Source organism: Curtobacterium sp. BRD11, from assembly GCF_031844345.1.
Taxonomy (GTDB): Bacteria; Actinomycetota; Actinomycetes; order Actinomycetales; family Microbacteriaceae; genus Curtobacterium.
In genome coordinates this window covers 485,002-509,956 of the sequence record NZ_JAUZUZ010000001.1, presented here as the reverse complement: position 1 = coordinate 509,956, position 24,955 = coordinate 485,002, and the positions used below count along the sequence as shown (strand labels likewise).

The 24,955-nt window shown below is 72.1% G+C and carries 21 protein-coding genes and 5 tRNA genes; 10 read left to right on the top strand and 16 right to left on the bottom strand.

Going from position 1 to position 24,955, the window contains the following annotated elements:
- Positions 1-3: 3 nt before the first annotated feature.
- The 6 genes from Q9R28_RS02315 to Q9R28_RS02290 are packed head-to-tail and all read right to left on the bottom strand — an operon-like array spanning position 4 to position 8,002.
- Positions 4-660, bottom strand: coding sequence for a TetR/AcrR family transcriptional regulator (locus tag Q9R28_RS02315; RefSeq protein ID WP_251160230.1), 657 nt, complete (start codon positions 658-660; stop codon positions 4-6).
- On the bottom strand, positions 657-2,702 hold the full coding sequence (locus Q9R28_RS02310; RefSeq protein WP_311205384.1) for a CocE/NonD family hydrolase: 2,046 nt from the start codon (positions 2,700-2,702) through the stop codon (positions 657-659). The genes Q9R28_RS02315 and Q9R28_RS02310 overlap by 4 nt, the downstream gene beginning before the upstream one ends.
- Positions 2,699-4,531, bottom strand: a complete 1,833-nt coding sequence (locus tag Q9R28_RS02305; RefSeq protein ID WP_311205383.1) for an ABC transporter ATP-binding protein — start codon at positions 4,529-4,531, stop codon at positions 2,699-2,701. Before Q9R28_RS02305 ends, Q9R28_RS02310 begins: the two co-directional genes overlap by 4 nt.
- The gene (locus tag Q9R28_RS02300; RefSeq protein ID WP_209682656.1) at positions 4,528-5,406 is read right to left on the bottom strand and encodes an ABC transporter permease; all 879 of its coding nucleotides are present in this window, start codon (positions 5,404-5,406) and stop codon (positions 4,528-4,530) included. The genes Q9R28_RS02305 and Q9R28_RS02300 overlap by 4 nt, the downstream gene beginning before the upstream one ends.
- Complete coding sequence (locus Q9R28_RS02295) at positions 5,403-6,404, bottom strand: ABC transporter permease (protein WP_066654229.1); 1,002 nt, start codon at positions 6,402-6,404, stop codon at positions 5,403-5,405. Before Q9R28_RS02295 ends, Q9R28_RS02300 begins: the two co-directional genes overlap by 4 nt.
- The gene (locus tag Q9R28_RS02290) at positions 6,401-8,002 is read right to left on the bottom strand and encodes an ABC transporter substrate-binding protein (protein WP_209682662.1); all 1,602 of its coding nucleotides are present in this window, start codon (positions 8,000-8,002) and stop codon (positions 6,401-6,403) included. Before Q9R28_RS02290 ends, Q9R28_RS02295 begins: the two co-directional genes overlap by 4 nt.
- Before the next feature lie 249 nt (positions 8,003-8,251).
- On the opposite strand from Q9R28_RS02290, the gene Q9R28_RS02285 reads away from it, so the two are divergent.
- Together Q9R28_RS02285 and Q9R28_RS02280 are read left to right on the top strand one after the other, a co-directional pair.
- Positions 8,252-8,845: a molybdopterin-dependent oxidoreductase gene (locus Q9R28_RS02285; RefSeq protein WP_066654225.1), complete on the top strand. Its 594-nt coding sequence runs from the start codon at positions 8,252-8,254 to the stop codon at positions 8,843-8,845.
- Positions 8,842-9,639 (top strand): FAD-binding oxidoreductase, encoded by a 798-nt coding sequence (locus Q9R28_RS02280; protein WP_307810344.1) that lies wholly within the window; start codon positions 8,842-8,844, stop codon positions 9,637-9,639. Before Q9R28_RS02285 ends, Q9R28_RS02280 begins: the two co-directional genes overlap by 4 nt.
- Positions 9,640-9,723: 84 nt before the next feature.
- On the opposite strand, the gene Q9R28_RS02275 is transcribed toward Q9R28_RS02280, so the two are convergent.
- Positions 9,724-9,795: transfer RNA gene (locus Q9R28_RS02275), tRNA-Gly, on the bottom strand.
- Positions 9,796-10,087: 292 nt separating this feature from the next.
- Between Q9R28_RS02275 and Q9R28_RS02270 the strand changes: the two genes are divergently transcribed.
- Positions 10,088-10,294 (top strand): hypothetical protein, encoded by a 207-nt coding sequence (locus Q9R28_RS02270; RefSeq protein ID WP_066654223.1) that lies wholly within the window; start codon positions 10,088-10,090, stop codon positions 10,292-10,294.
- Positions 10,295-10,352: 58 nt separating this feature from the next.
- Here Q9R28_RS02270 and Q9R28_RS02265 read toward each other — a convergent pair whose 3' ends face one another.
- The 4 genes from Q9R28_RS02265 to Q9R28_RS02250 form a co-directional block, all read right to left on the bottom strand.
- Positions 10,353-10,718 carry a hypothetical protein gene (locus Q9R28_RS02265; protein ID WP_209682666.1) on the bottom strand — a complete coding sequence of 122 codons (366 nt, stop codon included), beginning with the start codon at positions 10,716-10,718 and terminating at the stop codon, positions 10,353-10,355.
- A 126-nt stretch (positions 10,719-10,844) separates the two neighbouring features.
- The gene (locus tag Q9R28_RS02260; RefSeq protein ID WP_209682669.1) at positions 10,845-11,213 is read right to left on the bottom strand and encodes a hypothetical protein; all 369 of its coding nucleotides are present in this window, start codon (positions 11,211-11,213) and stop codon (positions 10,845-10,847) included.
- Positions 11,214-11,380: 167 nt separating this feature from the next.
- On the bottom strand, positions 11,381-11,902 hold the full coding sequence (locus Q9R28_RS02255; protein WP_209682672.1) for a hypothetical protein: 522 nt from the start codon (positions 11,900-11,902) through the stop codon (positions 11,381-11,383).
- Entirely contained in the window at positions 11,890-13,839 is a 1,950-nt protein-coding gene (locus tag Q9R28_RS02250) for an alpha/beta hydrolase (RefSeq protein WP_209682675.1), read from the bottom strand. The genes Q9R28_RS02255 and Q9R28_RS02250 overlap by 13 nt, the downstream gene beginning before the upstream one ends.
- A 194-nt stretch (positions 13,840-14,033) precedes the next feature.
- On the opposite strand from Q9R28_RS02250, the gene Q9R28_RS02245 reads away from it, so the two are divergent.
- On the top strand, positions 14,034-14,723 hold the full coding sequence (locus Q9R28_RS02245; protein ID WP_209682678.1) for an SDR family oxidoreductase: 690 nt from the start codon (positions 14,034-14,036) through the stop codon (positions 14,721-14,723).
- A gap of 10 nt (positions 14,724-14,733) precedes the next feature.
- Here Q9R28_RS02245 and Q9R28_RS02240 read toward each other — a convergent pair whose 3' ends face one another.
- Positions 14,734-15,162 (bottom strand): helix-turn-helix domain-containing protein, encoded by a 429-nt coding sequence (locus Q9R28_RS02240; protein ID WP_209682681.1) that lies wholly within the window; start codon positions 15,160-15,162, stop codon positions 14,734-14,736.
- Positions 15,163-15,210: 48 nt separating this feature from the next.
- Here Q9R28_RS02240 and Q9R28_RS02235 point away from each other — a divergent pair, with 48 nt between their 5' ends.
- Positions 15,211-15,468: a hypothetical protein gene (locus Q9R28_RS02235; protein ID WP_209682684.1), complete on the top strand. Its 258-nt coding sequence runs from the start codon at positions 15,211-15,213 to the stop codon at positions 15,466-15,468.
- 128 nt (positions 15,469-15,596) lie between these two features.
- Here the strand turns inward: Q9R28_RS02235 and Q9R28_RS02230 are convergent.
- The 3 genes from Q9R28_RS02230 to Q9R28_RS02220 form a co-directional block, all read right to left on the bottom strand.
- Positions 15,597-15,671: transfer RNA gene (locus Q9R28_RS02230), tRNA-Val, on the bottom strand.
- Between the two features lie 45 nt (positions 15,672-15,716).
- Positions 15,717-15,790: transfer RNA gene (locus tag Q9R28_RS02225), tRNA-Cys, on the bottom strand.
- Positions 15,791-15,872: 82 nt separating this feature from the next.
- Positions 15,873-15,944: transfer RNA gene (locus Q9R28_RS02220), tRNA-Gly, on the bottom strand.
- Between the two features lie 454 nt (positions 15,945-16,398).
- Between Q9R28_RS02220 and Q9R28_RS02215 the strand changes: the two genes are divergently transcribed.
- From Q9R28_RS02215 to Q9R28_RS02195, 5 genes are all read left to right on the top strand, one after another.
- Positions 16,399-16,471 (top strand) — tRNA-Val (locus tag Q9R28_RS02215).
- 110 nt (positions 16,472-16,581) lie between these two features.
- Positions 16,582-18,096, top strand: coding sequence for a DUF3375 family protein (locus Q9R28_RS02210; protein WP_311205382.1), 1,515 nt, complete (start codon positions 16,582-16,584; stop codon positions 18,094-18,096).
- Positions 18,093-18,863: a DUF4194 domain-containing protein gene (locus Q9R28_RS02205; RefSeq protein WP_311205381.1), complete on the top strand. Its 771-nt coding sequence runs from the start codon at positions 18,093-18,095 to the stop codon at positions 18,861-18,863. Before Q9R28_RS02210 ends, Q9R28_RS02205 begins: the two co-directional genes overlap by 4 nt.
- Entirely contained in the window at positions 18,860-22,225 is a 3,366-nt protein-coding gene (locus tag Q9R28_RS02200; RefSeq protein ID WP_311205380.1) for an SbcC/MukB-like Walker B domain-containing protein, read from the top strand. Before Q9R28_RS02205 ends, Q9R28_RS02200 begins: the two co-directional genes overlap by 4 nt.
- 626 nt (positions 22,226-22,851) lie before the next feature.
- Positions 22,852-23,160 (top strand): hypothetical protein, encoded by a 309-nt coding sequence (locus Q9R28_RS02195; RefSeq protein ID WP_311205379.1) that lies wholly within the window; start codon positions 22,852-22,854, stop codon positions 23,158-23,160.
- Between the two features lie 182 nt (positions 23,161-23,342).
- On the opposite strand, the gene Q9R28_RS02190 is transcribed toward Q9R28_RS02195, so the two are convergent.
- A complete protein-coding gene (locus Q9R28_RS02190) occupies positions 23,343-24,806 on the bottom strand; it encodes a peptide MFS transporter (protein WP_251155456.1) in 1,464 nt (487 codons plus the stop codon).
- Positions 24,807-24,955 lie beyond the last annotated feature (149 nt).

The following is a 24,955-nucleotide window of genomic DNA, read 5'->3' as shown; positions in this document are numbered from 1 at the left end:
ACGTCAGCCCTCGTCAGGGGTCCCCTGCCCCGCGCCCGCGATCGTCGCCGCGTCGATCCCCAGCTCCTGGGACAGGAACCGCCACATCCACGCGAGCGCGACCGCGTTGGTGAGGGTCGGGACGCCCTGCGCGATCTGCGTCGCGACACCGTCGCTGTAGGCCGCGAGTCGCAGCGCCACGACCTCCGGGCCGTCGTCGGTGTGGAACACGCCGTCGGCGAGCCCGCGCTCGACCACACGGACGAGGCACGCCTCCCACACGCGGATCCGTTCGGCGTACTCCGCTGCGACCTCCGGCCGTCGGGCGACGGCGGTCCAGTAGTCCGACCAGATGCGCCAGTGCTGCCGGACCTGCTCGGTGTCGCCGAACAGTGGTCCGACGAGCATCCGGAGTCCGACCACGGGGTCCGGCTCGGCGTCCACCGCGGCGACGATCGCACCGTAGAAGCGCTCCGTCTCGAGCACGACGACCTCGTTGAGGATCTCCGCGACGCTGCCGAAGTGGTAGGTCACCGTGCCGACCGACACGTCCGCCGCCGCCGCGATGTCGCGGAGGCCCGTCGCGCCGACGCCGCGCTGCACGATGACCGCGCGCGCCGCGTCGACGATCATCGCCCGGCGCACCTCCGGACGCTGCCGGACGCGGGAGGCCCCGGTCACGCCGACGTCCTCGGGACCTCGTCGGTGAAGGTGTGCTCGGCGACGAGCACCTCGGGCGCTCCGGTCGCGCCGTCGCGGGCCCAGGCGCGCACGGTGTTCACCAGGTGGAAGGCGTCGGCCGTCGCGGTCACGTCCGACGTCGTCTCGACCCGTGCCGCCCACTCCGGCTGGTCGAGCCCGATCGCCCAGCGCGAGGTGGCACGAGCGCTCGTCGGGTCGTCCTGTCGGATCCGGTACGTCTCGCGCGCGTCCTCGGTGAAGACGAGCCCGTCCGGGTAGACGCGGCCGCCGCCGTACCCCGGGTCGACGTCGAGGGTCCACTCGCCGGTCTCCACGTCGTGCGTGACGGTCCGCTGCGGCAGCGGGTCGACGGGCGAGGTCCGCTCGATCGCGAGGGGGGTCGACCGGACCGGCTCCTCGAACCGCACACCGTCGTCCGTCGCCCTCGTCCACGTGGGCAGGGTGACCGACGACGTCGCCGGGTCGAGCGTCACGGTCGCCGCGGCACCGTGCGGCCAGACCCATGGCCAGTACGACGAGGACACCGCGAGCCGCACCCGGTGGCCCGCGGCGAAGCGGTGTCCGGTCGAGACGAGCCGGACGTCCAGCTCGGTCGGCACGCCGGGCTCGAGCGGGTCGGCACGGTCGGCTCCGGCCCGCTTCGCGGCGTTGCACACGCCGCGGGTCACGAGTGTGGAGGACCCGTCCGGCGCGACGTCGCACAGCCGGACCGTGAGCGTCGCCCGCGGGAGGTCGCTCGTCACGGTGAGGCGCACCGTGACGTTGCCGAGGACGTCGAACGCCTCGTCGACGGGCAGGTCGAAGCACACCGAGCGGCCGTCCTCGGCGCGCTGGTCCGGCGGCAGGTCGGTGGCGTTGCCGAACGGGAAGAACCGACCGGCGTCGACCCCGGTGTGCTGCGGCGACCGCACGACCACCGGGCCGTCCCCACCACCACGCAGCAGGTCGAGGGGGACCGTGCGGTCGGCGGAGGCGGTCGACGGCCAGGCCTCGGCGGCGACCCACCGGCCCCGGCGCTCGGCGTAGTGGGTGGCGGGGGCCTCGCCCTCGTTGATCCAGGCGCGGAGGGCCGGGTCGTCCTCGACCCCGGTGTCGACGTCCTGCAACCACCGGTCCCACCACCGGAGCGTCTCCTGCAGGAACCCGATGGACGGCCCCGGCGCGAGACCGCGGTCCGGGTACTGGTGCGACCACGGCCCGACGATGCCCTTCACCGGTGCGTCGACGTGCTCCACCAGGCGGAGCACGGCGTCCCGGTAGGGGTCCGCCCACCCGCCGACCGCGAGCACCGCTGCCCGGATCGCCGAGTGGTCCTCACCCGCGCTGCCGTGCCGCCAGTAGTCGTCGCGCTCCTGGTGCGACAGCCACACGGGGGTCATCGGCCGGTTCCGGTCCAGCCGTGCCCGCCACCGGTCGACCCAGTCCGGCCCGACGACCTCGGGACGCGGCGGTCGCGAGTTGAAGGCGAACATGGTGGCGCCCCAGGCCGTCATGTCGATGCCGAGGACCGCACCGCCGACGTAGTGCACGTCGTTGTCGTACCGGTCGTCGGTCGAGCACACCGTGACGATCGCCCGCAGGGCCGCCGGGGCCCGTGCGGCGAGCTGCAGCGCGTTGAAGCCACCCCACGAGATGCCGAACATCCCGACCGCACCCGAGGACCACGGCTGCGCGGCGAGCCACGCGATGACCGCCTCGCCGTCACGGAGCTCCTGCTCGCTGTACTCGTCGTCGAAGAAGCCGTCCGACGACCCCGTGCCGCGGATGTCGACCCGGACCGACGCGTACCCGTGCTGCGCGTACCAGGGGTGCCGTTCGGAGTCGCGGGGGGCGGTCCAGTCGTCGAGCCGGTACGGCAGGTACTCCAGGAGCACCGGCAGCGGTCCGTCGGGGTCGGCGGGAGCCCAGGTGCGCGCGTGCAGCCGGACGCCGTCGGGCATCGGGATCCAGTCGTCCCGGACCGTGACGCCCTCGGGCAGCCGCGGGTCGGGACCGATCGCGGTCAGGTGCGGGGTGCTCATGCGTCCTCCCAGTTCCTCGTGCGGTGTCCGTCGCCGTGGTCCGTCCAGCCCGGGGCGTCCCGCCAGCGCTGCACGCCGTCGCCGACGTCGGGGAGCTCGGTCTGCCCCGGTTCGAGCGTCGCCCGCAGCAGGGTGCGCGTGTACGGGTGGTTCGTCCCGGTGAAGACGCGCTCGGTCGGGCCGACCTCGACGATGCGCCCGCCGGTCATCACCGCCACCCGGTCGGCGACGCCCCGCACGACGGCGAGGTCGTGGCTGATGAACAGGCAGCTCAGCCCGCGCTCGCGGCGGAGGTCGTCGAGCAGCGCGAGGATGCCGGCCTGGACCTGCACGTCCAGCGCCGTGGTGATCTCGTCGGCGATCACGAGCCGGGGCTCGGCTGCCAGAGCGCGGGCGATGCCCACGCGCTGCCGTTGTCCGCCGGACAGCTGCGCCGGCAGCCGGTCGGCGTACTCCGGGCCGAGTCCGACCTGCGTGAGGAGTTCGCCGACGCGCGCCCGCGAGGAGCTCCCGGTGAACAGCCGGAGCGGCCGACCGACGGCAGCACCGACGGTGCGACGGGGGTTGAGCGAGGTGTCGGCGTTCTGGAACACGAGCTGCACGGCACGTCGGAGCTCCTGCGACCGCGCCGCGACCGGTTCGCGGAGGTCACCGCGCACCGTGCCGTCGTCGTAGGTGAACGAGCCCGACTCGGCGGGCACGAGGCCGGCGAGGGTCGTCGCGAGCGTGGACTTCCCGCTGCCCGACTCCCCCACGACCGCGAGGGTCTCGCGCGGCGCGATGGCGAACGAGACACCGTCGACGGCGGCCGGCAGGCCGCGTCGGTACCGGACCACCAGGTCCTGGGCGTCGACGACGGGGCGCTCGACCGCCGGCTCGACCGGCGACCCGGGAGGCGCGCTGCCGGTCGCGGTGTCGGCGACCGTCCCGGGGACGCGCGCGTCGCGCCGGGGGCGGTCCGCGCCTCCCGTCCGGCGCTGCTCCGGCCGTCGCTGCTCCGGCCGTCGGCCGTCCGGTACCGCGGCGAGCAACGCGCGGGTGTACTCGTGCTGCGGCGCGGCGAAGAGCGCCGCCGTCGCGGCGTGCTCGACGACCTCACCGGCGCGCATGACGGCGATCTCGTCCGCCATCGCGGACACCACCCCGAGGTCGTGGCTCACGAGCAGCACGGCCATGCCGAGCTCGCGGCCCAGGTCGGCGACGAGGTCGAGGACGGCCGCCTGCGTGACCACGTCCAGCGCGGTCGTCGGTTCGTCGAGCACCAGGACGCGCGGGCGCGCGGCGACCGCCATGGCGATGGCGACGCGCTGCTGCTGCCCACCGGAGAGCTGGTGCGGGAAGCGCCGGACGATGGTGTCGGGGTCGGGGAGCCGGACGAGCCGCAGGAGCTCCACGACGCGGTCGGGCCCGTCGGGCTCGCCGTGTGCGCGCAGGGCCTCGCGGACCTGTTCCCCGACGCGCATCGACGGGGTGAGCGCCTGCCCGGCGTTCTGCGCCACCACCGAGGCCGTCCCGCCCCGCAGCGCCCGACGCCCCGCGGCCGAGAGGGCGAAGACGTCCTGACCGTCGACGAGGACGCGGCCGCCGGTGATGCGCGACCCGGCGCGCAGGTGTGCGAGCAGGGTGCGGGCCACGGTGGACTTGCCGCTGCCCGACTCACCGACGAGGCCGAGCGTGCGACCAGCGGCGACGCTGAAGGACACGCCGCGTACGACGGGCACCGTGCGACGCCCGGCGGCGTAGGACACGGCGAGGTCCTCGACGCGCACGAGCGGCCGCTGCTCGGGCTCCCCCGCCTGCGGGCGGTGGACGGTCTGCTGGTCGGTCATGCGCCCGCTCCCTGCTGTGCGCGGTCGACGCCGAGCGACTTGGCCAGCCCGTCGGCGGCGAGGTTGAGGCCGACGACGAGCGTCGCCAGCGCCACGATCGGCGCGAGGGTGCCGAGCGGCACCACGGTCAGCGCCGTCCGGTTCTCCTGCACCATGAGCCCCCAGTCGGGCGTCGGTGGGTTCGCCCCGAAGCCGAGGAAGGACAGCGACGCGACGAGCAGGACGATCCAGGACGCCCGCATGGCGAACTCGACGAGGACGACGTCGAGCACGTTCGGCAGGATCTCACGGAACACGATCGACACGGCGCGCTCGCCGCGGGCGCGGGCCGCGGTGACGTAGTCCTGCGTGATCACCGTCCGCGCGGCACCACGGACGACGCGGGTGACGGCGGGTGCGTAGACGACGGTCACCGCGAGCACGATGACCCAGAGTCCGGCGTCGAAGACGGTCACGACGACGAGGAGCGCGAGGATCGAGGGCACGCTGAGCAGCGCGTCGACCACGCGCATGACGACCTCGTCGAACCAGTTGTCCGCGTACGCCGTGACGCAGCCGAGGACGCTACCGACGGCGACGGCGATGGTGGTGGCGAGGAAGGTCACGAGCAGCGCGTACCGGCCGCCGTTGAGCGTGCGCGACAGCAGGTCGCGTCCGTACTGGTCCGTGCCGAGCCAGTGGGCCCAGCTCGGGCCGGCGAGCACGTCCGCGGCGTCCGTCGCGACGGGGTCGTGTCCGGCGATGACGGGCGCGAGCACCGCCAGCACGAGGTGCACGGCGATGAACGCGAGGCCGACGCCGAGTGCCGTCGAGCTGCGGAACGGCGCGACGGCCGCGCCGAGGACGCTGCGGGAGCCTGGGGCGACGGCGGTCATGCGTGGGCCTTCCGTGTGCTGCGGACCGGGCGGGTCCGGGTGCGGCGTTGCCGCGTGCGGAGCTTCGGGTCGAGTGCGAGGGCGACGAGGTCGGCCGCGAGGTTGCAGACGACGTAGACGAGGGCGCTCAGGAGCGCGATCGCCTCGATGGTCGGCAGGTCGCGGTTCGAGACCGACTCGAGCATGAGCTTGCCCATGCCCGGGTAGTTGAAGACGTTCTCCACGACCACCACCCCGCCGAGCAGCCAGGCGACGTTGAGCGCGATGACGTTGAGCGTCGGCAGCAGCGCGCTCGGCAGTGCGTGCTTCCACACCACCCTGCGCATCGTCAGGCCCTTGAGCTCGGCGGTGGTCACGAACTCGGACGCCATCACGTCGATGGTCGACGAGCGCGCGGTGCGGAGGATGTACGCCGCCATCGCGAGCGTCAGCACGACGATCGGCAGCCAGACGGTCGGCAGGAGTTCCGCGACGGTGGCGTCGCTCCCGCGGAGCACGACGGCCGGGAACACCGGCAGGCCGATCGCGAACAGCAGCACCAGGACGGTCGCGACCATGAACTCGGGGACGCTCATCACGAGGAGGCTGACGGTCGAGACGATCCGGTCGGTCGCACGACCGCGGCGGACACCCGCGAGCACGCCGAGCGCGAGCGACAGCGTCACGCCGACCAGCATCGCCGGGAGGGCGATGAGCATGCTGTTCCGGAACGCCGTGAGGAGCGTCGGCGCCACCGGCTCGCCGCTGACGAGCGACGTGCCGAAGTCGCCGTGTGCGGCGCCGGCGAGCCACTGCAGGTACCGGAGCCAGACGTTCTCGTCGAGTCCGAGGGTCGCCCGGAGCTGCTGGACCGCCTCGGGCGTCGCGTTCTGCCCGAGCAGCTGCTGCGCGACGTCGCCGGGCAGCGCCTGCACCGCGAGGAACACGAACAGTGATGCGAGGACCACCGTCAGCACGGCGATGCCGAGTCGACGGAGGGCGGGGACGAGGACGTTCATCGGCGCAGTCCGATCCGGAGCCAGTCGAACTCGAAGCCGTACTCCGAGTAGTTGACGACGTCGCGGGACAGCCCGACCAGGCGGTCCCCGAACATCGGGGTCATGTCGGCGCCGTCCTCGACGACGAGCCGCTGGGCGTCCTGGTAGAGCGTCCGGCGCTTCGCGTCGTCCATCTCGGCGCGGGCGTCGTCGAGGAGCGTGTCGAAGGTCGGGTTCGACCAGGCGCTCTCGTTGTAGGAGGATCCGGTGCGGAAGATCTGGTTGAGCAGCTGGTCGATCGGTCGCCCGGTGAACCAGTAGCTCACCATGAGCGGCTTCTGCATCCAGATCTGGGTGTAGTAGGAGTCGGCGCTCGCGTTCCGGATCGTCAGCCGGATGCCCGCGTCGGCGACCGCGTCGCGGTAGGCCACCGCCAACGGGGTGAAGACCGACTCGTAGGACGACGTGTAGATGGACGTGCGGAGCCCCTCGGCACCGGCGGCCCGGAGCAGTGCGCGCGCCTTGTCCGGGTCGTGTTCGCGGTGCTCGTCGACGAAGGCGGCGAGCTGCGGCGGCACCGGGTTGTCCCAGCCGGGCGCCCCCGTGCCCTGCAGGGCCGTGTCGACGATCGTGCGCGGGTCGTACGCGAGCTTCATCGCCTGTCGAACCCTCGGGTCGGCGAACTCGTCGCTCGTCGCGAGCATCGGGATCGTGTACCACTGCGCGTTCGTGGAGCGGGCGATCGTCGCGCGGTCGGAGGCCGCGACGACCCGGGCGGTGGCGAAGTCGAGGTTCGTCTGCGAGATGAGGTCGACCTGGCCCGCGAGCAGGGCGTTGACGCGCGCGGTGGTGTCCTGGACGGAGAAGAAGTCGATGCCGTCGAGCGTCGGGCGGCCCGCGAAGTGGTCCTCGAACGCCTCGACGCTCCCGGCACCGGCGGGCGTGAAGGACGAGAGGCGGAAGGGACCGGTGCCGATGCCCGTCCGGCCGATGTCCGCGACGGCGCCCGCCGGCACGATGTAGCACTGGTAGGCGGTGAGCAGCGACGGGAACTCGGCGTTCGGCTTCGTGAGCGCGAACCGGAGCGTGTACGGGTCGACCGCGGTCATCGACGAGGCGTCCATGACCTCACCGAGGACCCCGGCCTGCGGCGACGCGGTCGCCTCGTCGAGGATGTGCCGGATGCTCGCGATCGCGTCGTCCGCGGTGAACCGTGCGCCGTCGTGGAAGCGCACGCCACGCCGGAGACGGAACGTCCACTCGGTGCCGTCGGCGTTCGCGGACCACTCCTCGGCCAGGTCGGGCACGGTCGTCCCCTGCTCGTCGAGCCTGACCAGCCGGTTGTACAGGGCGCCGAGGTACTCGTAGGCGGACAGCGAGCTGGCCGAGTCGAGTGTCTCCGCGGCGGAGGCAGCGGGGCGTGCCACCCGGAGCCGTCCCCCCGCTCGGGTGGCGCCGGTCGCGGCGGCCTCGGGCAACGCCGCGGTGCCGGCTGCCGCGCCGGAGCTGCACCCGGTGAGCGTGAGCAGGCCGAGCCCGGCCAGCCCGGCGGCACCGGTCAGCAGTGTGCGCCGGCTGGGACCGCGGACGTCGCGGTCGTCGTGGACGATGGGTTGCATTCGGGGTGACCCCTCCTGGTAATCGTTCCGGTGAACGATAGAGGGAGCCGGCTCGGAGCGCGAGCCCCGCTCCTCGGCCCGACGGCCGCCCGGCGCCCCCTCGATGCCCGTGGGCGCACCGATCCGAGGGCATCGGTACGCTGGTGACGACGCGCTCCAGTGTTTACCGATCCGTTACACGGCGGGTCCGCGGGAGCGCCGGACCGAGCGGGAAGGCGGGAAGCCGCCGCACCGAGACGAGGAGCTTCCATGGCGACGTTCACCCGGGGCTTCGGCGGCCGCCGCGACGACCGCGACGACCCGCGCATCCCGCCCGGACAGACCCTCGTGCGCGACTGGCCGGTGCTCTCCGCCGGGGCCACCCCCGACATCGAGCCGGCCGACTGGAGCTTCTCCATCCGCACCGAGACGGGGCTCCGCACCTGGACCTGGGACGAGGTGCACGCCCTCGGCGTCGAGGACGTCACCGTCGACATCCACTGCGTCACCCACTGGACGAAGCTCGACATGCCCTGGCGTGGCGTCTCCCTCGACCGCCTGTTCGCGGACGTCGAGACCTCGCTCGACTTCTGCACGGTGCACAGCTTCGGGGGCTACACGACCAACGTGCCACGCGCCGAGCTGCTCGGTGGACGGTCGTGGATCGCCTTCGAGGCCGACGGCGCGCCCCTCACCCCCGAGCACGGTGGCCCGGCCCGCCTGCTCGTGCCCCACCTGTACTTCTGGAAGAGCGCGAAGTGGGTGCGCGGCATCGTCATGCAGGCCGAGGACGAGCCGGGCTTCTGGGAGAACGCCGGCTACAACATGCACGGCGACCCCTGGAAGGAGGAGCGGTACTGGTGAGCGGTCCCTCCCCCGTCGACGGCCTGGAGGCGCGGACCGCCCCGAGCGCGTCGGCCCCCGCCCGCAGACGGCCGGCCTGGCACGCCGCCACCGTCGCCTCCGTCGCACCGGAGACCCCGGTCGCGCGCCGCATCGTCCTCGACGTCCCGACCTGGCCGGGCAACGACCCGGGGCAGCACCTCGACCTGCGCCTCACCGCCGAGGACGGCTACCAGGCGTCGCGCTCCTACTCGATCGCCTCGTCCGGTGCGGGCACCCGGGTGACGCTCGCGGTCGACCGGGTCGAGGGCGGCGAGGTCTCCCCGTTCCTGGTCGACGCGATCGAGGTCGGCGACGCCCTCGACGTGCACGGGCCCCTCGGCGGGTGGTTCGTGTGGCGACCCGGCGCGTCGACGAGGCCCGTGCAGCTGATCGCCGGCGGGTCGGGCATCGTCCCGCTGCTCCCGATGGTCACCGCACACGCCGAGGCTGCCGACCGGACGCCGTTCCGGTTGCTGTACGCCACCCGCACGCCGGAGGACGTGTTCTTCCGCGAGGAGCTCGCGGACGCCCTGCGCGCGGCCGCGCCGCTCGAGGTCACGCACGTGTATAGCCGACGCGCTCCGGAGGGGTCCGACGAACCCGTGGGGCGTCTCACACGGGACCGACTCGACCGGGCCGTCCTGCCGCCCGGGTCCGGAGCGCTCGTGTACGTCTGCGGATCGACCCCGTTCGTCGAGCAGGTGCTGCGGTGGCTCGGCGAGCTCGGCCACGACCTGTCCGACGTGCGAGCAGAGCGCTTCGGCGGCGCGTGACAGTCCTGGTCGTCCCGGTTCTCCGAGGAGACCGGGCCTGAGACGACGAAGGCCCTGGTCGGTGACCAGGGCCTTCGTGTTCCGAGCGGATGACGAGATTCGAACTCGCGACCCTCACCTTGGCAAGGTGATGCGCTACCACTGCGCCACATCCGCGTACACCCACACTCTACCCCGAACCGTTCCCGCGACCGAGATCCACGGCGCAGCCGGGCGCGTCGCACGCACCGTCGATCGCCGTCGGGTGCGGGATTGCGGGAAACCGCAAGCCTCTGGGCGCCGACCGATCCGAGCCGCCGTCGGCTCCGGATGCTTCCTCGGTGCCCCGAGTCCGTCCGGGCAGGGCGCCGGGGGCCACCCACCCCTCGTCCGGCCGATCGCGGCGACCCGAACCCTGCGAGCGGCCGGACGGTCCCGGACTCCCAGGCCGACCGGGTTCACTCGGGGCATGAGCTACGTGCACGACAACCCCGGTGGCACCGAGGCACACGGTGTGGACCTGATCGACGGCGACTCGCCGGCCGTCCGCATCCTCGTGCACGGCAACCTGCCGACGACCATCGAGCACGAGGGTCGCACCTGGCTCGCCACGGGCGACGCGCACGACGACGGCGACCCGTCCGCTCCCCCGATCGCGATCTACCGTCCGGTCTGACGAGCACCGTCCGCGCCCGTCGTCGGGCTGGCGTGTCCTGTCAGGCGGGCGTCTTCCGTCAGCCCGGCGCTGTCGCAGCTGCCTGGCTCAGCAGGGCGACCACCGTCAGGTACAGCCCGGAGGAGAGGACCGCCCCGGGCAGCAGGGCCACGACGGCGACCGGGATCGCCCACAGCTGGTGCGCCCCGGGGTTCCCGTCAGGTGGCGTGCTCGCCATGGCGGCGAACGAGGACGCGGAGACGAGCACCGCGAACGCCGCCGTCATGCAGACGATCGGCCACGACCGGTAGCCGCCGGAGAACATCGGGACGAGGAGCGGCAGGAAGAACATCGCCGGAGCAGCGGTGAAGCCGATGCGGGAGACGATCCGGTAGGTCCGTCGGTCCCGGTCGGTGCCTGGATCGCGACGCTGGTCGCCCTTCATCTGTTCCCCCTCCGTTGGCGGTACCAACACGGTGCGCGCCGCGCTCCGCGTGTCCGTACACCGGGACAGCACATCGCCCGGCTGAACGCGCCGTCCGACGTTCCGCAGCCCGCGTCGCGACGCCGGTCACCGGGCAGCCGGGAACTCCTCGTCGCGGAGATGCGAAGCGTCACCTACCGCGCAGGTGGACACGCCCGAGATGCTGTACCGGGCCGGGCGCGCGTCGTAACCGATCGAAGTGACCGGGCCGCCCTTGCCGCGGATACCGAGTACGGGGTCGTCGCCATCGGTCCGAGTATCGAAGAATTCGATACCCTCGTCCTTCCAAACGTCCTTCACAGCATCGATGTCCGCCTGTTGGCCTTCCGCCGCGGCCGTTCGTTCCATGATGAAGACGTACCGCACGCGCTCCGGCGCATCGCCACACGGCTCCACGGCGGGGCCCCGGTAGACCTGCCAACTGCCGCCGACCGCGGCGGTCGAGCGCTCGACCACGTCGACGACGGTCTTCTTGGCAACCGATGGGTTTGCACTACCGCCGTCAGAACTTGTGCTGCGAGCGCAGCTGGTCAGTGTCGTCGACAAGACTGCGACCACGGCGATTGCGGTGCTCCTTCGGGCCAGACGCCCCGTGCGCGTCGTCGTCACGTCGTGCGGCCGCGTCAGCCCGCGCCGCGGAGATCGTCGACATCCCCGTCGAAGCACACCGACTCGCCGGTCACGCTGTAGCGCTGAGGGAAGGCGTTGAACCCGATCGAGGTCACCGGGCCCCCGCTACCTCGAACGCCGAGGAGGGGATCCGCCGATCCGCTCTCGAAGCGCTCGACGGCAATACCCTGATCCTTCCAGGCCTGCTCGACCCGTTCGACATCAGCGGCCGGGTCGACTCCGTCCAGCGCCTTCCGCTCGACGATGTAGCTCCAACGAGCTCCAGACCCAGCGCCGGGACGGTCGCAGCTCTCTGCCGCTGGACCGCTGTACACGTTCCAGTCGCCGCCGATCGACTTCGTCGTGTGCTCGACCACATCGACGATCGACTTCTTTGCCTCGGACGGTTTCATGCTCTCTCCTCCGGGGTCAGCGCTGCATGCTGACAGGATCGACGTGGTCGCCAGCAGCACGACGACGACGTTGCGCAGTCTGCCGCTGACGCGGGCCGGTTCGTGTGGTTTCAAAGGGTCCACTGCGGGTTCTCCAGAAGGGACTGCTGGAACTGTGTCGGGCCGAGGTCCTTGCGCTTCGTCAAGTCCTCCGGATGTCCGGTGGTCGCGAAGGCGATGTTCTGCAGGGATTCGGTGTTCTGGTCGAGATAACCGCGCTTCGACTCCGTGAGCGTTCCGTGGTCTTCCACCGGGTTGAGGCCCTCGGTGCCGTCAGCTCCGAACACGGTGGCGTCGAAGTCCGGATCCGTGGGGTCTTGGCCGTGCTCGGCGCTCAAGCGACCGGTCCAGGCCCACTGGTCCCCCTTCTCCGGGTCGATCAGCCAGACATCGCGTGCCTGAGCGGCGTATACATGGCCGGCGTTCAGGTCGTCCGCGTTGTCGACCGAGTTCGGCAGCCCGGCTGAACCGATGGACGTGAAGGTGTCCACGTGGATGCCCTCCTGAGTCAGGCCGTACGCTGAAGCGGTCGTGCCGTAGGAATGCGCGACCACGTTCGTCGTCGGCATGTCTCCGGCGCGGACCGCGTCGAGACCCTTGATCGAAGCGGCGAGGTTGTCACCGCCCGGTTTGGCGTAGTCGCTCCCGAGCACGCCGAAGTCGAGCTTGCCGCTGATCACGGGCTGCGGGGGCGTCTCGTACCCGATCCACCCGATGACGGCCCGGTCTGCAGGTCCGAGCCCTTCCTGCGCGTCGTAGAGGTGTTGCGCACCCTCGGTCCACCCCACCATGTCCTTCGCGGTGGTGCCCATTCCGGGAACGGCCCACGTGACGTTCTGCGCCGTGTCGAGGTCCCCGATCGAGACAGCAGCCAGCGGTGGGCGGTCGTCGGTCAGCGCCATCACGAATCGCCGCCCCTTCGTCTCGTCACTCGGTCGACTCGCGGTCTCGATCGCGCGCAGGGCCTCGAGGTTCTCCGACGCCCGACCCCAAGCCGTCCCGTTGTCGTACGCGATCGTCGACTGCAGCGCCTCCACCTCCTGCTCAGCCTCGGTGATCCGGGCGTCGAGCACGGTGCGGTTCGCCGTGTCGCGAGCCCAGTAGGCGACACCCTCGAGGTTACCGAGGCGAGCGAGTACCGGCAGGGGCAGCGCTCGGACGTCCTGCCTGCGGGAGGACGACCATCCGAGCTGTGCCCAGAGTGCCGCGACCTCGCTCGCGGTCAGGTCTGGATCGAGCATCTGCTGCAGCGCCGGAGGCAGGTCGGCCGGTGCTGCGATGTCGAGTGTCGCGTTCGAGAGCTCGCCGGAACCACCGGCCCGGTCGAAGGCGTCGGCGATCCGCTCGAGCCACGCTGCATCCTCGCGGTTCTCGTCGAGCAGCCGGTCCGCACCCGCCAAGAACGACGCGCTCGCGATGCGCACCCAGCCACAGCTCCCGGTGAAGCCGTGCCACGCGGTCCGCAGCGTCGTGAGCTTCTCCTCCGCGGCGCGATCTGCGGCGCGGCTGTCGCTCGCGAAGGACCGGAGCGAACCGGGGACAGCTGAGCTCGTCCCCTCTGCCGTCCCGCCACCGGTGCGGGTCCGACCCCGCGCCGAGAATGCCACAGTGATGGTCGGCGCAGCGATCGGCGTCTCCGACGGCTTGAAGTCGAAGACACCGAGCGACGGACTCCCGCGCAATCCGAGCGGATCGGCCGCGACCTGGCGGTCCCGCTCGTCCTGCCGGAGCTGCCACGCCGCGAGCTGCTCACGGCGTTGCCGTTCCTGCTCCGCTGCAGCGGTGGCCTCGGTCACCTGTTCGACGAGGTCGTCGAGCGCGGACGTGAGCTTCGGCCGGTCGTCGGCTTCGATCTGCACCGACTCCTCGAAGCGCTTCGCGTACGCGCCGCGGAAGTCGTCCAGGGCTGATTCGGCGGCGCTCCGACGCGCTGCCCCCTGCCCGCGCAGGCGATCGGCGGCCGCGCTGGCTGCCCTGACGACGGCATTCGCCGCCGCTTCGTCGTACTGGATGTCCCCCATGCGCTCCCCCTTGCGGGTCCACTGTACGCAGATCGGCCCGGGACGTGCGGGCCCACCCGCACGTGTGCGCACCTCGATGTGCCTTTTGTACGGGCTCTCGTCGCGACGCAGACTCCTCGGACGCACCTTCGCAGGCCCACCCGTCAGGAACCCGCCGCGAGCCGCCCGCGGCCGCAACAGAACAGGAGCAGCCCATGCCCACCATCGCCATCATCGGAGCCGGCCCCGGCCTCGGTCTCGCCATCGCCCGGACGTTCGGCCACGAGGGCTTCTCCGTCGCGCTGGTCTCCCGCACCCAGGAGAAGCTCGACCGGCTCGCCGCGCAGCTCGGTGAGGAAGGCATCACCGCTGCCGGGTTCGCCGCTGACGTCACGGACCGGCCGAGCCTGACCGCAGCGCTCGGGGCTGCGACCGAGCACTTCGGGTCCGTCGACGTGCTGGAGTACTCCCCGGCCGACACCACCGGTGGTGCCCTCGCCCCCGCAGACGTGCGGTCGACCACCCCGGACAACGTGCAGCCGCAGATCGAGTACTCCCTCTACGGCGGGATGTCCGCGGTCGAGGCGGTCCTTCCCGCGATGCGTGCAGCCGGCGCCGGCACGATCATCGTCACCACCGGCGCGGGCTCGGTCCGACCGGCGCCGATGTTCGGCAACGTCACCGTCGGCGGTGCGGCGCTGCGCAACTGGGCGCTCAACCTCGGTGCCGCCCTCGACGCCGACGACACCGGTGTCCACGTCGCGCACGTCGCGATCGGGGTGTGGGTGACCGACAGCAAGCCCGCGGACCACCACGTGCCGAGCCTGTCCCCGTCCGAGATCGCTCCGCGCTACTGGGACCTCCACACCGGACGCTCCACCCACGAGATCGTCATCGAGGGGTAGGCGCATGCGGTCATCCGGCCGGGTGCGTGTCCGCGTCGACGGACCGTGCCCGGCCGACTCCGATCCGCTCGTGCAGCGCCCGGTTCGCGGCGACGGCGGCGTGGTTCTCTGCAGCCCACTGCGCCAGCTGCATCACCGCGACCTGCAACGACCGACCCAGGTCGGTCACGCCGTAGTCCACCCGGGGCGGCATCTCCGCGGGGGCCTGCCGGACCACGAGTCCGTCGCGCTCGAGTGCCTTGAGTGTCACGGTCAGCATCCGCTGCGAGATGCCGGGGATGCTCGCCAGCAGGTCCGAGTAGCGCAGGGTCCGGTCGCCGAGCGTGGTCATCACGAGCACGGTCCACTTGTCACCGGTGCGGTCCAGGACCTCTCGGATGAAGCTGCTGTCCTCCGGCCACGCCACGCACGGACCGGCGAGCACCCGTTCCACGGTCACGGCATCCTCCTCGTCACCGACACCGTACAAGGTGGTCCGGGCACCTTCGTGCGAGCGGAGGACGACGACGAGGCCGCCGTCCTCGCGGTCCCAGGAGGTGCCGATGACGCTGCGCTCGGTTCGACGGCGGTGCGGAAGCGCTTCGAACAGGACCTCGCCGCGCTCCGGGCCGCCGACGAGTTCGTGCTCGTGCTCCCTGCGGGCGCTGCCGCGCACGTCGAAGCAGGCATCGCCTCCGGACTCGGCAAGCGGTGCTGGGCCGTCGGCCCCGTCGACCGGCTCAGGGCACTGCACATCGTCCAGTAGTCGTTCCCGACCGGCCGACGACGGCCACCACCTCGGCGACGGCCACGGGCGATGGAGGGGTGTCGTCGCGGATCCCGTGTTCCGACCGCAGGAACGAGAAAACCCCCGCCGGAGCGGGGGTTCTCGGATGGTGGGCGATACTGGGATCGAACCAGTGACCTCTTCCGTGTCAGGGAAGCGCGCTACCGCTGCGCCAATCGCCCAGAGATCTGCTGACCAGGGTCGTGCAGGATCTTGGAGGGTGTTGCTGGAGGTGGGGACGGGATTCGAACCCGCGTGGACGGCTTTGCAGGCCGCTGCCTAGCCTCTCGGCCACCCCACCATCGAGGTTCACGTCTCCGTGAGTACCCGAACGGTGGGATACCCTCTGGTGAGTCGTGGTCGTCCGGAGACTCCCACACTCGAGCGGATGACGAGATTCGAACTCGCGACCCTCACCTTGGCAAGGTGATGCGCTACCACTGCGCCACATCCGCATTTCGGCGACCCGAGGGCCGCTCCTGTCTCTCCGCTGTCGCGGCGACGAGAAGAACTCTATACGAACCGGACGCCTTCCGCCAAAATCCTCCTCGTTCACCGGGCGTGTCCCCCGCGTTCATGCGGATCGCGGGGCTTTTCGAGTGCCCGTTCTTTCCCATGACGGCCGCAGTGCACTGTGGAAACGGGCGTACCTGGTCGTCGCGGAGCACCAGGTACGCCCGTTCCCATCAGGTACGCCCGTTCTCACCCGGCGCCAGCACGCATCAGCACGAGCGCGAGCAGGAGCACCACGCACGAGCACGACGCACCAGGCACCACGCACGAGCACGACGCACAAGGCACCAGGCACGACGCACGGGCACCGAGGGCACCCGCGCCACACCCGGGTGACGCGCCGTGTTCGGTGCAGGCCCGAACGTCCGCTACTATCGACTGGCACGCAAGTGCAGGGGGCGATTGGCGCAGTTGGTAGCGCGCTTCGTTCACACCGAAGAGGTCATCAGTTCGAGTCTGGTATCGCCCACGTGCCCATTCAGGGCCTGAAGAACACCCGAGCAGAGCCCGGCGCACACGCGTCGGGCTCTTCTCGTTCCTCGGCCCGGACCGTCACGACACACCAGCGAGCAAGGACCCATGACCGACGTCGACCTCGAGTTCTCCCGCGTGCGCGCGGTGCTCGACCGCCCGACCCTCCGGCTGATGTCCCGCCCGACGAGCGCCGCCGTCATCGCGGTGTTCCGCACGGTGTTCGACCGTGACGTGCAGTACGTCCCGGCCGACCGCATGCACCTGCAGGTCGAGGAGCACGTCGCCCGCCTGCAGTCCACCGGTGCCCGCGTGCCCGCGAGCGAACACGGGGAGAACGAGGCCGACGCCCGCCCGAACGGCCGCGCGCTCTGTCGCGACTGGGTGGCGGCGCAGTGGCTGGTCCGCTCGAACTCCCCCGACGGCGACGAGCAGTACTCGCTGACGAGCCACGCCCTCGAGGCACTGAACCTCGTCGACGCCCTGAGCGCCGACCGGGCGCTCATCAGCGAGAGCCGCCTGGCGATGATCGTCGAGGCCGTGCACCGCTGGGCGGCCAGCGCGGAGCCGGACCCGGACGTGCAGGTCCGTCGCATCGACGCCCAGATCGCGGAGCTGCAGGCCGAACGCGAGCGGATCGCCCGCGGCGAGGTCACCGAGGTCGACGACGCACGGATGCACGACGGCTACACGAACGTGGCCGACCTCATCCGGCAGCTGCCCAGCGACTTCAAGCGCGTCGAGGAGGCGGTCGCGACGATGCACCGCTCGATCGTCGAGGACTTCCGGCAGGAGGTCCGTCCGATCGGCGAGATCCTCGACGACTACCTGGCCCGGACGGACGACCTCATGCAGGCGACTCCCGAGGGTCGGGCGTTCGAGGGCGCGTTCGAGCTGCTGCGCGACGACGCCCTGCTGCTCCGGCTCCGGGACGACATCGCGACGATCCTCGCGCACCCCTTCGCCGAGTCCCTCGGAGCGGGCGAGCGCCGGGCGTTCCGCAACACGGTCAGCATCCTGCGCCAGGGCATCGAGGACGTGCTCGCCCAGCGACGCCAGCTCACCGCGACGCTCCGCGACCAGATCGTGGCCCACGACGTCGTCCGCGACCGTGAGCTCGACGCGGTGCTCCGCTCGGTGAACCGCGGGCTCGCCGCGTGGATCGACTCGGGGTCCGCCCGCGACCGCGTCCCGCTCGGACTGCTCCCCGCGACCGCCGAGGTCGGCACCCTGCGCGAGCGCTTCTACGACCCCGACAACGAGGCGGTGCCACCGCCCATCGAGGAGCCCGACGACGACGTCTTCGAGGAACTCGACGTGGAGTCGCTGCGCCGCCACGGCGGACCGCTGCTCGCCGAGCTCCGCGCCGCGCTCCGCAGCGCCCCGGACAGCGTCTCGGCCTTCCACGCGCTGCCGCCCGAGCAGCGCCGTCCGGTCGAGCTCTTCGGCCTCGCGCACCTGCTCACCGGCAACGACGACTTCGAGACCGCCACCCACCTGGTCCCGCACCGCACGGTGCGACCGGACGGCGAGACGGTCACCTTCCACATGCCCTCGGCGTCCCTGACCGGCGCAGGGGCGGACGACCAGCACGACGACGACAACGGCCTGGAGGCACGGTGAGCGACACCACGACGGCTCCCGTCGACGAGACGGACCCCGAGGGCTCCGACCTCGTCCTCGACGAGCGTCACGACGAGGACGAGGAACGCGACGAGTCGAGCTTCGCCCTCTTCGAGGGCGACGAGGGCCGGCTCGACGAGCCGCAGCGCCGCGCCCTGGTCGCGCTGCTCCGCCACACCTACGTGAGCGCGCGGACGCACGCCGACGAGTGGCGCGCGATCACCGACGGTGAGCACCAGCTCCGGTCGCGGCTGAACGACCTCTTCCTCGAACTGCACGTCGACCGCGACCGCGAGGTCGCCTGGAAGCGCCAGGCACGGTCCGAGAGCCAGCGCCGGGCCTTCCCGACGCTGCTGCGTGACGTGCCGTGGACGCGTGAGGAGACGATCGTCCTCGTCTACCTGCGCATGCGCCTCCGCGCGGACGCCCGGCCGGGCCTCGACCAGGTCGTGGTCGACCGGTCCGAGATCATCGGGCACGTGTCCGGCTTCCTGCCGGCGACCACCGACCGCACCCGGGACGAGTCCCGTGTCGCGAAGGCCGTCGAGCGACTCGTGACCGCGCGCATCCTCATCCGCACGACCGACCCCGACCGCTTCCGCGTGGCCAGTGTCGTCGAGGTCCTGCTCCCCCTGGAGCAGCTCCGCGAACTGGACCGGTGGCTCCGCGACGCGACCACCGACGGCGGTGCGCCGACGGACGGAGCCGTGACGGGCCTCCCGGCCGAGCAGACCGACCCCGACGACGAAGGCGAGACGGACGCATGACCGACACCGCGATCGACACCGGCGCCCTGCCGGCGCTCTTCGACACCGTCGCGCAGTGGCGGGCGGAGTCGATGCAGGTCGTCAACTGGGGCGGCTTCCACGGCCACCGTCAGGTCGAGCTGTCCGGGACCGCGACGCTGATCTCGGGCGCCTCCGGCACCGGCAAGTCGACCCTGATGGACGCCTACCTCGCCGTCATGATGCCGTCCGACGTGCCGTTCAACGGCGCCTCGAACGACGCGACCACCGGGCGTGCGCGGAGCGCCGACCAGCGGAACCTGCTCACGTACCTGCGCGGCAAGGTGGACACCCGCCGCGACCCGGAGACGGGCGCCCTGCGCGACGTGAACCTGCGCGGCGACGACCAGACCACCTGGGGCGCCGTCGCCGTGACCTTCCGGAACGACGACGAGCGGCGCTTCACGGTGCTGCGGGCGTACCTCGTGCCGAAGCGGGCGCGGGGCGTCGGCGACATCCAGATGACCATGGCGACGGTCGACGACACGTTCGACCTCCGCCGGCTCGAGGACTTCGTGCCGTCGCGCTTCCACCACCTCGAGCTGTCCGGGCGTGTGCCGGGGCTCGTCGTGCGGGACACCTACCAGGAGCTCGCGTACACGCTCCAGACACGGCTCGGGATCGGCGACTCCGGTGGCGGCAACCGGGCCATGCGCCTGCTCGCGCGGATCCAGGCCGGGCAGCACCTGCCCACGGTCGACGCGCTCTACAAGTCGCTCGTGCTCGAGACCCCGGGGACGTACGAGGCGGCCGACCGCGCCCTCGCGCACTTCTCCGCGCTCGACGAGGCGTACGAGGCGATGGACACCGAGGAGCGCAAGGTCCGCATCCTCTCCCCCATCGTCGAGCTGCACGACGAGATCGCCCGGTCGCGGGCCGCGGCGGACGCCCTGGACGGCATCGCCACCGGCGCCGAGGTCTCGCCGTTCGCGCACTGGACGGCATCGCGGAAGCGTGCCCTGCTCGACGCCGAGGTCGAACGCAACGCACGCGAGCGCACCGCAGCCCGGGCCGACGTCGCTGCGACCGAGGCCCGGCACGCCGCCGTCGAGGTCGAGCTCCGCGAGGCGGAGGGACGCCTCCGCGACCAGGGCGGCAACGCCCTCGCGCAGCTCGAGGACCGCATCGACCGCCGGATCCGGGAGCGCGACGTGGTCGCCCGGGCGCGCGCGACCTTCGACGAGCGCACCACCGCGCTCGGACTGAGGCTCACCTCCGAGCGCACGTTCACCGAGGCGCAGGCGGCGTCGCACGCGTTCCTCGGGTCGTACGCGACGGCACGCGCCGAGCTCGACGACCGTCGGGACGCCCTGACGCGCGAGGAGTACCCGCTCCTCGACCGCGAGCGGACCCTGCGCCAGGAGCGCCGCTCACTCGAGCACCGGCAGGGCGCGATGCCGCTGCCGATGCACGAGGCGCGGTTGGCGATGGCCCGGGCCGCCGGCATCTCCCCCGACGCGCTGCCGTTCGTCGCCGAGCTGCTCGACGTGCTCCCGGCCGAGGAGCACTGGCGGACGGCCATCGAGTCCGTGCTGGCACCCGTCGCGCGCACGCTGCTCGTCGACGAGGACCAGCTGTCGTCCTTCAGCGAGGCGATCGACGCGCTCCAGCTCCCGGTCCGCGTGCAGTTCGAGGGCGTGCCCACCGGCCCGCACCTCGACCTCGACGGCGACCCGGCGATGGTCTCCGGCAAGCTGACCATCAAGGACTCCCCGTTCAGCACCTGGGTCCGCGAACGCATCGAGTCCGACCGGATCGACGCGCGGTGCGTCGACTCCGCCGCCGAGCTCGGCGGTGGCGGCCGCCGCGTGACCCCGTCCGGTCAGCTCCGGGACGGCCGTCGCGGCGCGCACGGCGACCGACGCCAGTCGAACGTCATCGGCTTCACGAACGAGGCCCGGATGGCCTCCGTCGAGCGGGAGCTCGCCGCGATCGCGCAGGACCTCGCGACGCTCGAGGCCCGACGCACCGACGTCGCGCAGGACATCGCGACCCTCGACGCCCTGCGCGCCGCACACCAGCAGGTCGTCGACACCACCTGGGACGGCATCGACGTCGCCGGACTCGACGAGTCCCTGGCGCGGCTCGACGCCGAGCGACAGGCGCTGCTCGCGGCCGACGACGGGCTCCGGACCCTGCGCGAGTCGGTGGCCCGGCTCCGTCGCGCCCTGGACGAAGCCGCCGACCGTCGAGCTGGTGCACGGCTCTCCGTCACGCGGCTCGAGGAACGCCACGCGGTGCTCGTCGACGGCCAGGACGCCGCGGCCGAGATCCTCGCCCGCTTCGAGGACACCCCGGAGTCGCTGCCGGACGACGAGCAGTCCCGGCTGCTCGCCGAGACGTTCGAGGAGGTCGGCGCCCCGGACGGCATCGACGGGTTCGACGACGCCGCGCGCCGACTGCGACGCCGGCTCGAGGAACGGCTCGCGCAGGCGCTCGACGGCGCCGCCGCCGCCTCGACCGCGCTCACGCTGACGTTCCAGCGGTACCAGGACGCCTGGCCCGACCCGAACCTCGGCACCGGTGTCGCGTCGTACCCCGACTACCACGCGATCCTCGACCAGATCCTCGCGACCGGGTTGCACGCGCGCCGCAGCGAGTGGCGTCGGCGGCTGTCGCAGTGGAGCGGCGAGGACCTCGTCCCGCTCGCCGGTGCCTTCGACCGCGCGGTCGTCGAGATCGAGGAACGGCTCGAACCGGTCAACGAGATCCTGCGCGAGCTGCCGTTCGGTGCGAACCGGGACCGCCTGAAGATCCAGATCCGCCGGGTCACCCGCGAGGACGTCACCGCCTTCCGACGGGAGCTCCGCGCGCTGTCGGCGTCGGTCGACACCGAGCTGACCGACGACGTGCTCGAGACCCGCTTCCGACGCCTGCGTCGGTTCATGGCGGTCATCCGCCTCGACCCGGCCGCAGCACGTGGACGGACGACCCAGCGCGACGCCGTGCTCGACGTCCGCCGGCACATGGAGATCACGGCCGTGCGGTACGACCCCGAGGGCAACGACCTCGGCGTGTACTCCTCGCTCGGGGACAAGTCGGGTGGCGAGACGCAGGAGCTGGTGGCGTTCATCGTGGGTGCGGCGCTGCGCTACCAGCTCGGCGACGAGACCCGGCCGCGGCCCCGGTTCGCGCCGGTGTTCCTCGACGAGGCGTTCATCAAGGCGGACTCGGAGTTCGCCGGGCGTGCCGTGACGGCGTGGCTCCGGCTCGGGTTCCAGCTCGTGGTGAGCGCGCCGCTCGACAAGGTCACCGCACTCGAGCCGTCGATGGAGCGCCTGCTGTCGATGCGGAAGCACCCCGACACGGGCCACTCGTCCGTCACGGAGATCGCCCGGGCGTAGGCGCCGCGGCGCTGCGGCGCTGCGGCCGGTCGGCGGCCGGTCGGCCGGCGCGGCAGGCGGGTACTCGGAGGCAGGTCCTGGTCGCACGACCTGCCGCTCACCTCCCGACGCGACGGCAGGTCCTGCCACCGGAGCGGGAGCGGACGGCACGTCGTGCGACCGCGGTGGGCGCCGACGACGGGTGCGGGTCGGGGCGGTGACCAGGGCTCCATCCGCGAGCGGGCGAGATCTGTCACAGTCGAATCCGGCGGGCGACGGATCAAGCCCGCTCGGCGGCCTGCGCGCGGCGTGTCCTGCCCACTCGTCGGACGGGAGGCGCGGCGCGGCGCCGCCGTGCGCCTCCCGTCCGACGCCGCCGGCGCGGACCCCGCCGCACCGCCGCCGCCCCGCCGTCTGCCCGCCACCGGCCCGCCGCCGGCCTGTGCGAGCGGGCGCGAGCGGGCGCGAGCGGGCGGGATCTGCCTCGGTCGGGGCCGACGGCCGACAGGTACCGCCCGCTCGGCGGCCTGCGGGCGGCGTGTCCTGCCCGATCGGGCGGAGGGCGGAGGGCGGAGGGCAGAAGGCGGGGGGCGGAGTGCGGGACCGGCGTCCGCCGATCGCCGTGCGGGGCGCGGTACGGTGGGCGGGTGTTCGGACGTCGCGCTCGCAGCCCCCGCCCCGACGACGGAGCGCGCCCGGGCGACCCCGGCGGCCTCGGCATCGGAGCCCTCGTGCAGGTGGTCGACCTCGAGCGCGGGGGCGAGGAGTGGGAGGGCGAGCCGATCGGGGTGATCGTCGCTGCGGGAGGGGTGCAGCTCGGTGGGACGCAGCGCACCTGGACCATCGCGTTCGACGAGCCCGCGTACACGAAGGACGGCCGCGGCCCGTTCGAGCGCGCGACCGTCCTGGGTCGTCAGTTGGTGCCGGTCACGCCGGACACCGCGGACGGGGTCTAGTACTCCTCGTTGCCGCTCTTCAGCATGGCGGCGACGGCCATGCACATGCCCACGCCACCGAGCACGCCGATGCCGATGATGACGCCTGCGATGAGTTCGAGCATTGGTGACTCCTTGGGTTGCGGGGCCGGTGTGGCGGTGGCCGTCGTGGCCGTGTCCAGGCTACCGGATGCGGCTCGGGGCTAGCGGATGCCGCGCATGAGGCGCAGGACGGGCTTCGCGCAGACGAGCAGCACGACCCCGACCGCCACGGCGACCAGGCCGAGGACGGTGAAGTACGGGACCTCGTTCGTCGGCGAGTAGTACTGCGAGAGCACCCCGGTGGCCGCCGTGCCGAGGGACACCGAGAGGAAGAAGAGCGCGACCATCTGGGTCTGGAACTTCGGCGGCGCGAGCTTCGTCGCGACGGACTGCCCGACCGGGGAGAGCAGGAGCTCGGCGATCGTGAAGACGAGCAGGATGCCCACGAGCGCGATCAGGGGCGTGCCGTTCTCGCCCGTGCCCGAGAACGGCAGGAAGAGCAGGAACGCGATGCCCATGATCCCGGTGCCGAGCGCGAACTTCGTCGGGGTGGAGGGCTGGCGGTCACCGAGCTTCGTCCAGATCGCGGCGGCGACACCGGACAGCACGATGATGAACACGGGGTTGATCGACTGGACCCACGACACGGGCATCACCCAGTCGCCGAGCGATCGGTCCAGGCGCTGGTCCGAGTACTGGGTCACGACCGTGAACTGCTGCTGGTAGAGCGACCAGAAGACGGCGCTCGCGATGAAGAGCGGGATGAAGGCGAACACCCGGGAACGCTCCTCGGCGGTGATCCCGCTGGTCAGGATCACCACGAAGTACGCGATGGTGGCCACGATGACGATCACGACGACGACCGTCGGCAGGTTCGTCACCGTGAGCAGTCCGGTGAGCACCGAGACCACGACGACCGCGAGCGCGACGACGACGAGCACGGCGACGAGCGGCAGGCGGCGACGCTCGACCGGGTTGGTGACGTGCCGGACCGAGTCGGGGAGCTTCCGACGGCGGATGCCGTACTGCACGAGCCCGGCCGCCATGCCGACCGCGGCGAGCCCGAAGCCGTAGTGGAACCCGAGCGAGGACTGCAGCAGCCCGGTCAACAGCGGACCGAAGAACGCCCCGAGGTTCACCCCGAGGTAGTAGAGCGAGAACCCGGCGTCGCGACGAGGGTCGTCGCGGCCGTACAGCCCGCCGACGATCGTCGTGGCGGTGGCCTTGAGCCCGCCGGAGCCGAGGGCGATGAGCACGAGGCCGACCCCGACGCCCGCGACCCCCGGGATCAGCGCGAGCCCGATGTGGCCGAGCATGACGACGACCGCGCTGGTGAAGAGGGTGCGGTCGGCGCCGATGAGCCGGTCCGCCACCCAGGCGCCGATGATCGTGAACAGGTACACGGCGCCGCCGTACGCGCCCATGATCCCGTTGGCGATGCCCTCGTCGATGCCGAGGCCGCCGCGCGTGACGGTGTAGTACATGTAGATCAGGACGATGCCCTGCATGCCGTAGAACGAGAACCGCTCCCAGAGCTCCACCGCGAAGGGCGTGGACAGCTCGAAGGGCTGCCCGAAGAAGGTGCGTTGCTGCGCCGGAGCGCTGGGTGGGGTGGTGCGAGACATCCGTCCACTGTGCCCCCGGGCACCCCGCTCGTCCGAATCGGAGCGGGGCGCGTACAAACTTCCGCGGGCGGGCCTTGGAGGATTCCCACCACCCGTGTCCGGCCCCGCGGTCTGCCGTTGTGCGCCCGCACGGCGTTCGAGCAACACTC

Excerpts from the sequence above, each read along its gene's own strand:
- Q9R28_RS02310 (WP_311205384.1), bottom strand. The coding sequence starts at position 2,702 with ATGAGCACCCCGCACCTGACCGCGATCGGTCCCGACCCGCGGCTGCCC.
- Q9R28_RS02305 (WP_311205383.1), bottom strand. The coding sequence starts at position 4,531 with ATGACCGACCAGCAGACCGTCCACCGCCCGCAGGCGGGGGAGCCCGAG.
- Q9R28_RS02300 (WP_209682656.1), bottom strand. The coding sequence starts at position 5,406 with ATGACCGCCGTCGCCCCAGGCTCCCGCAGCGTCCTCGGCGCGGCCGTC.
- Q9R28_RS02295 (WP_066654229.1), bottom strand. The coding sequence starts at position 6,404 with ATGAACGTCCTCGTCCCCGCCCTCCGTCGACTCGGCATCGCCGTGCTG.
- Q9R28_RS02290 (WP_209682662.1), bottom strand. The coding sequence starts at position 8,002 with ATGCAACCCATCGTCCACGACGACCGCGACGTCCGCGGTCCCAGCCGG.
- Q9R28_RS02285 (WP_066654225.1), top strand. The coding sequence starts at position 8,252 with ATGGCGACGTTCACCCGGGGCTTCGGCGGCCGCCGCGACGACCGCGAC.
- Q9R28_RS02270 (WP_066654223.1), top strand. The coding sequence starts at position 10,088 with ATGAGCTACGTGCACGACAACCCCGGTGGCACCGAGGCACACGGTGTG.
- Q9R28_RS02265 (WP_209682666.1), bottom strand. The coding sequence starts at position 10,718 with ATGAAGGGCGACCAGCGTCGCGATCCAGGCACCGACCGGGACCGACGG.
- Q9R28_RS02250 (WP_209682675.1), bottom strand. The coding sequence starts at position 13,839 with ATGGGGGACATCCAGTACGACGAAGCGGCGGCGAATGCCGTCGTCAGG.
- Q9R28_RS02245 (WP_209682678.1), top strand. The coding sequence starts at position 14,034 with ATGCCCACCATCGCCATCATCGGAGCCGGCCCCGGCCTCGGTCTCGCC.
- Q9R28_RS02210 (WP_311205382.1), top strand. The coding sequence starts at position 16,582 with ATGACCGACGTCGACCTCGAGTTCTCCCGCGTGCGCGCGGTGCTCGAC.
- Q9R28_RS02200 (WP_311205380.1), top strand. The coding sequence starts at position 18,860 with ATGACCGACACCGCGATCGACACCGGCGCCCTGCCGGCGCTCTTCGAC.
- Q9R28_RS02190 (WP_251155456.1), bottom strand. The coding sequence starts at position 24,806 with ATGTCTCGCACCACCCCACCCAGCGCTCCGGCGCAGCAACGCACCTTC.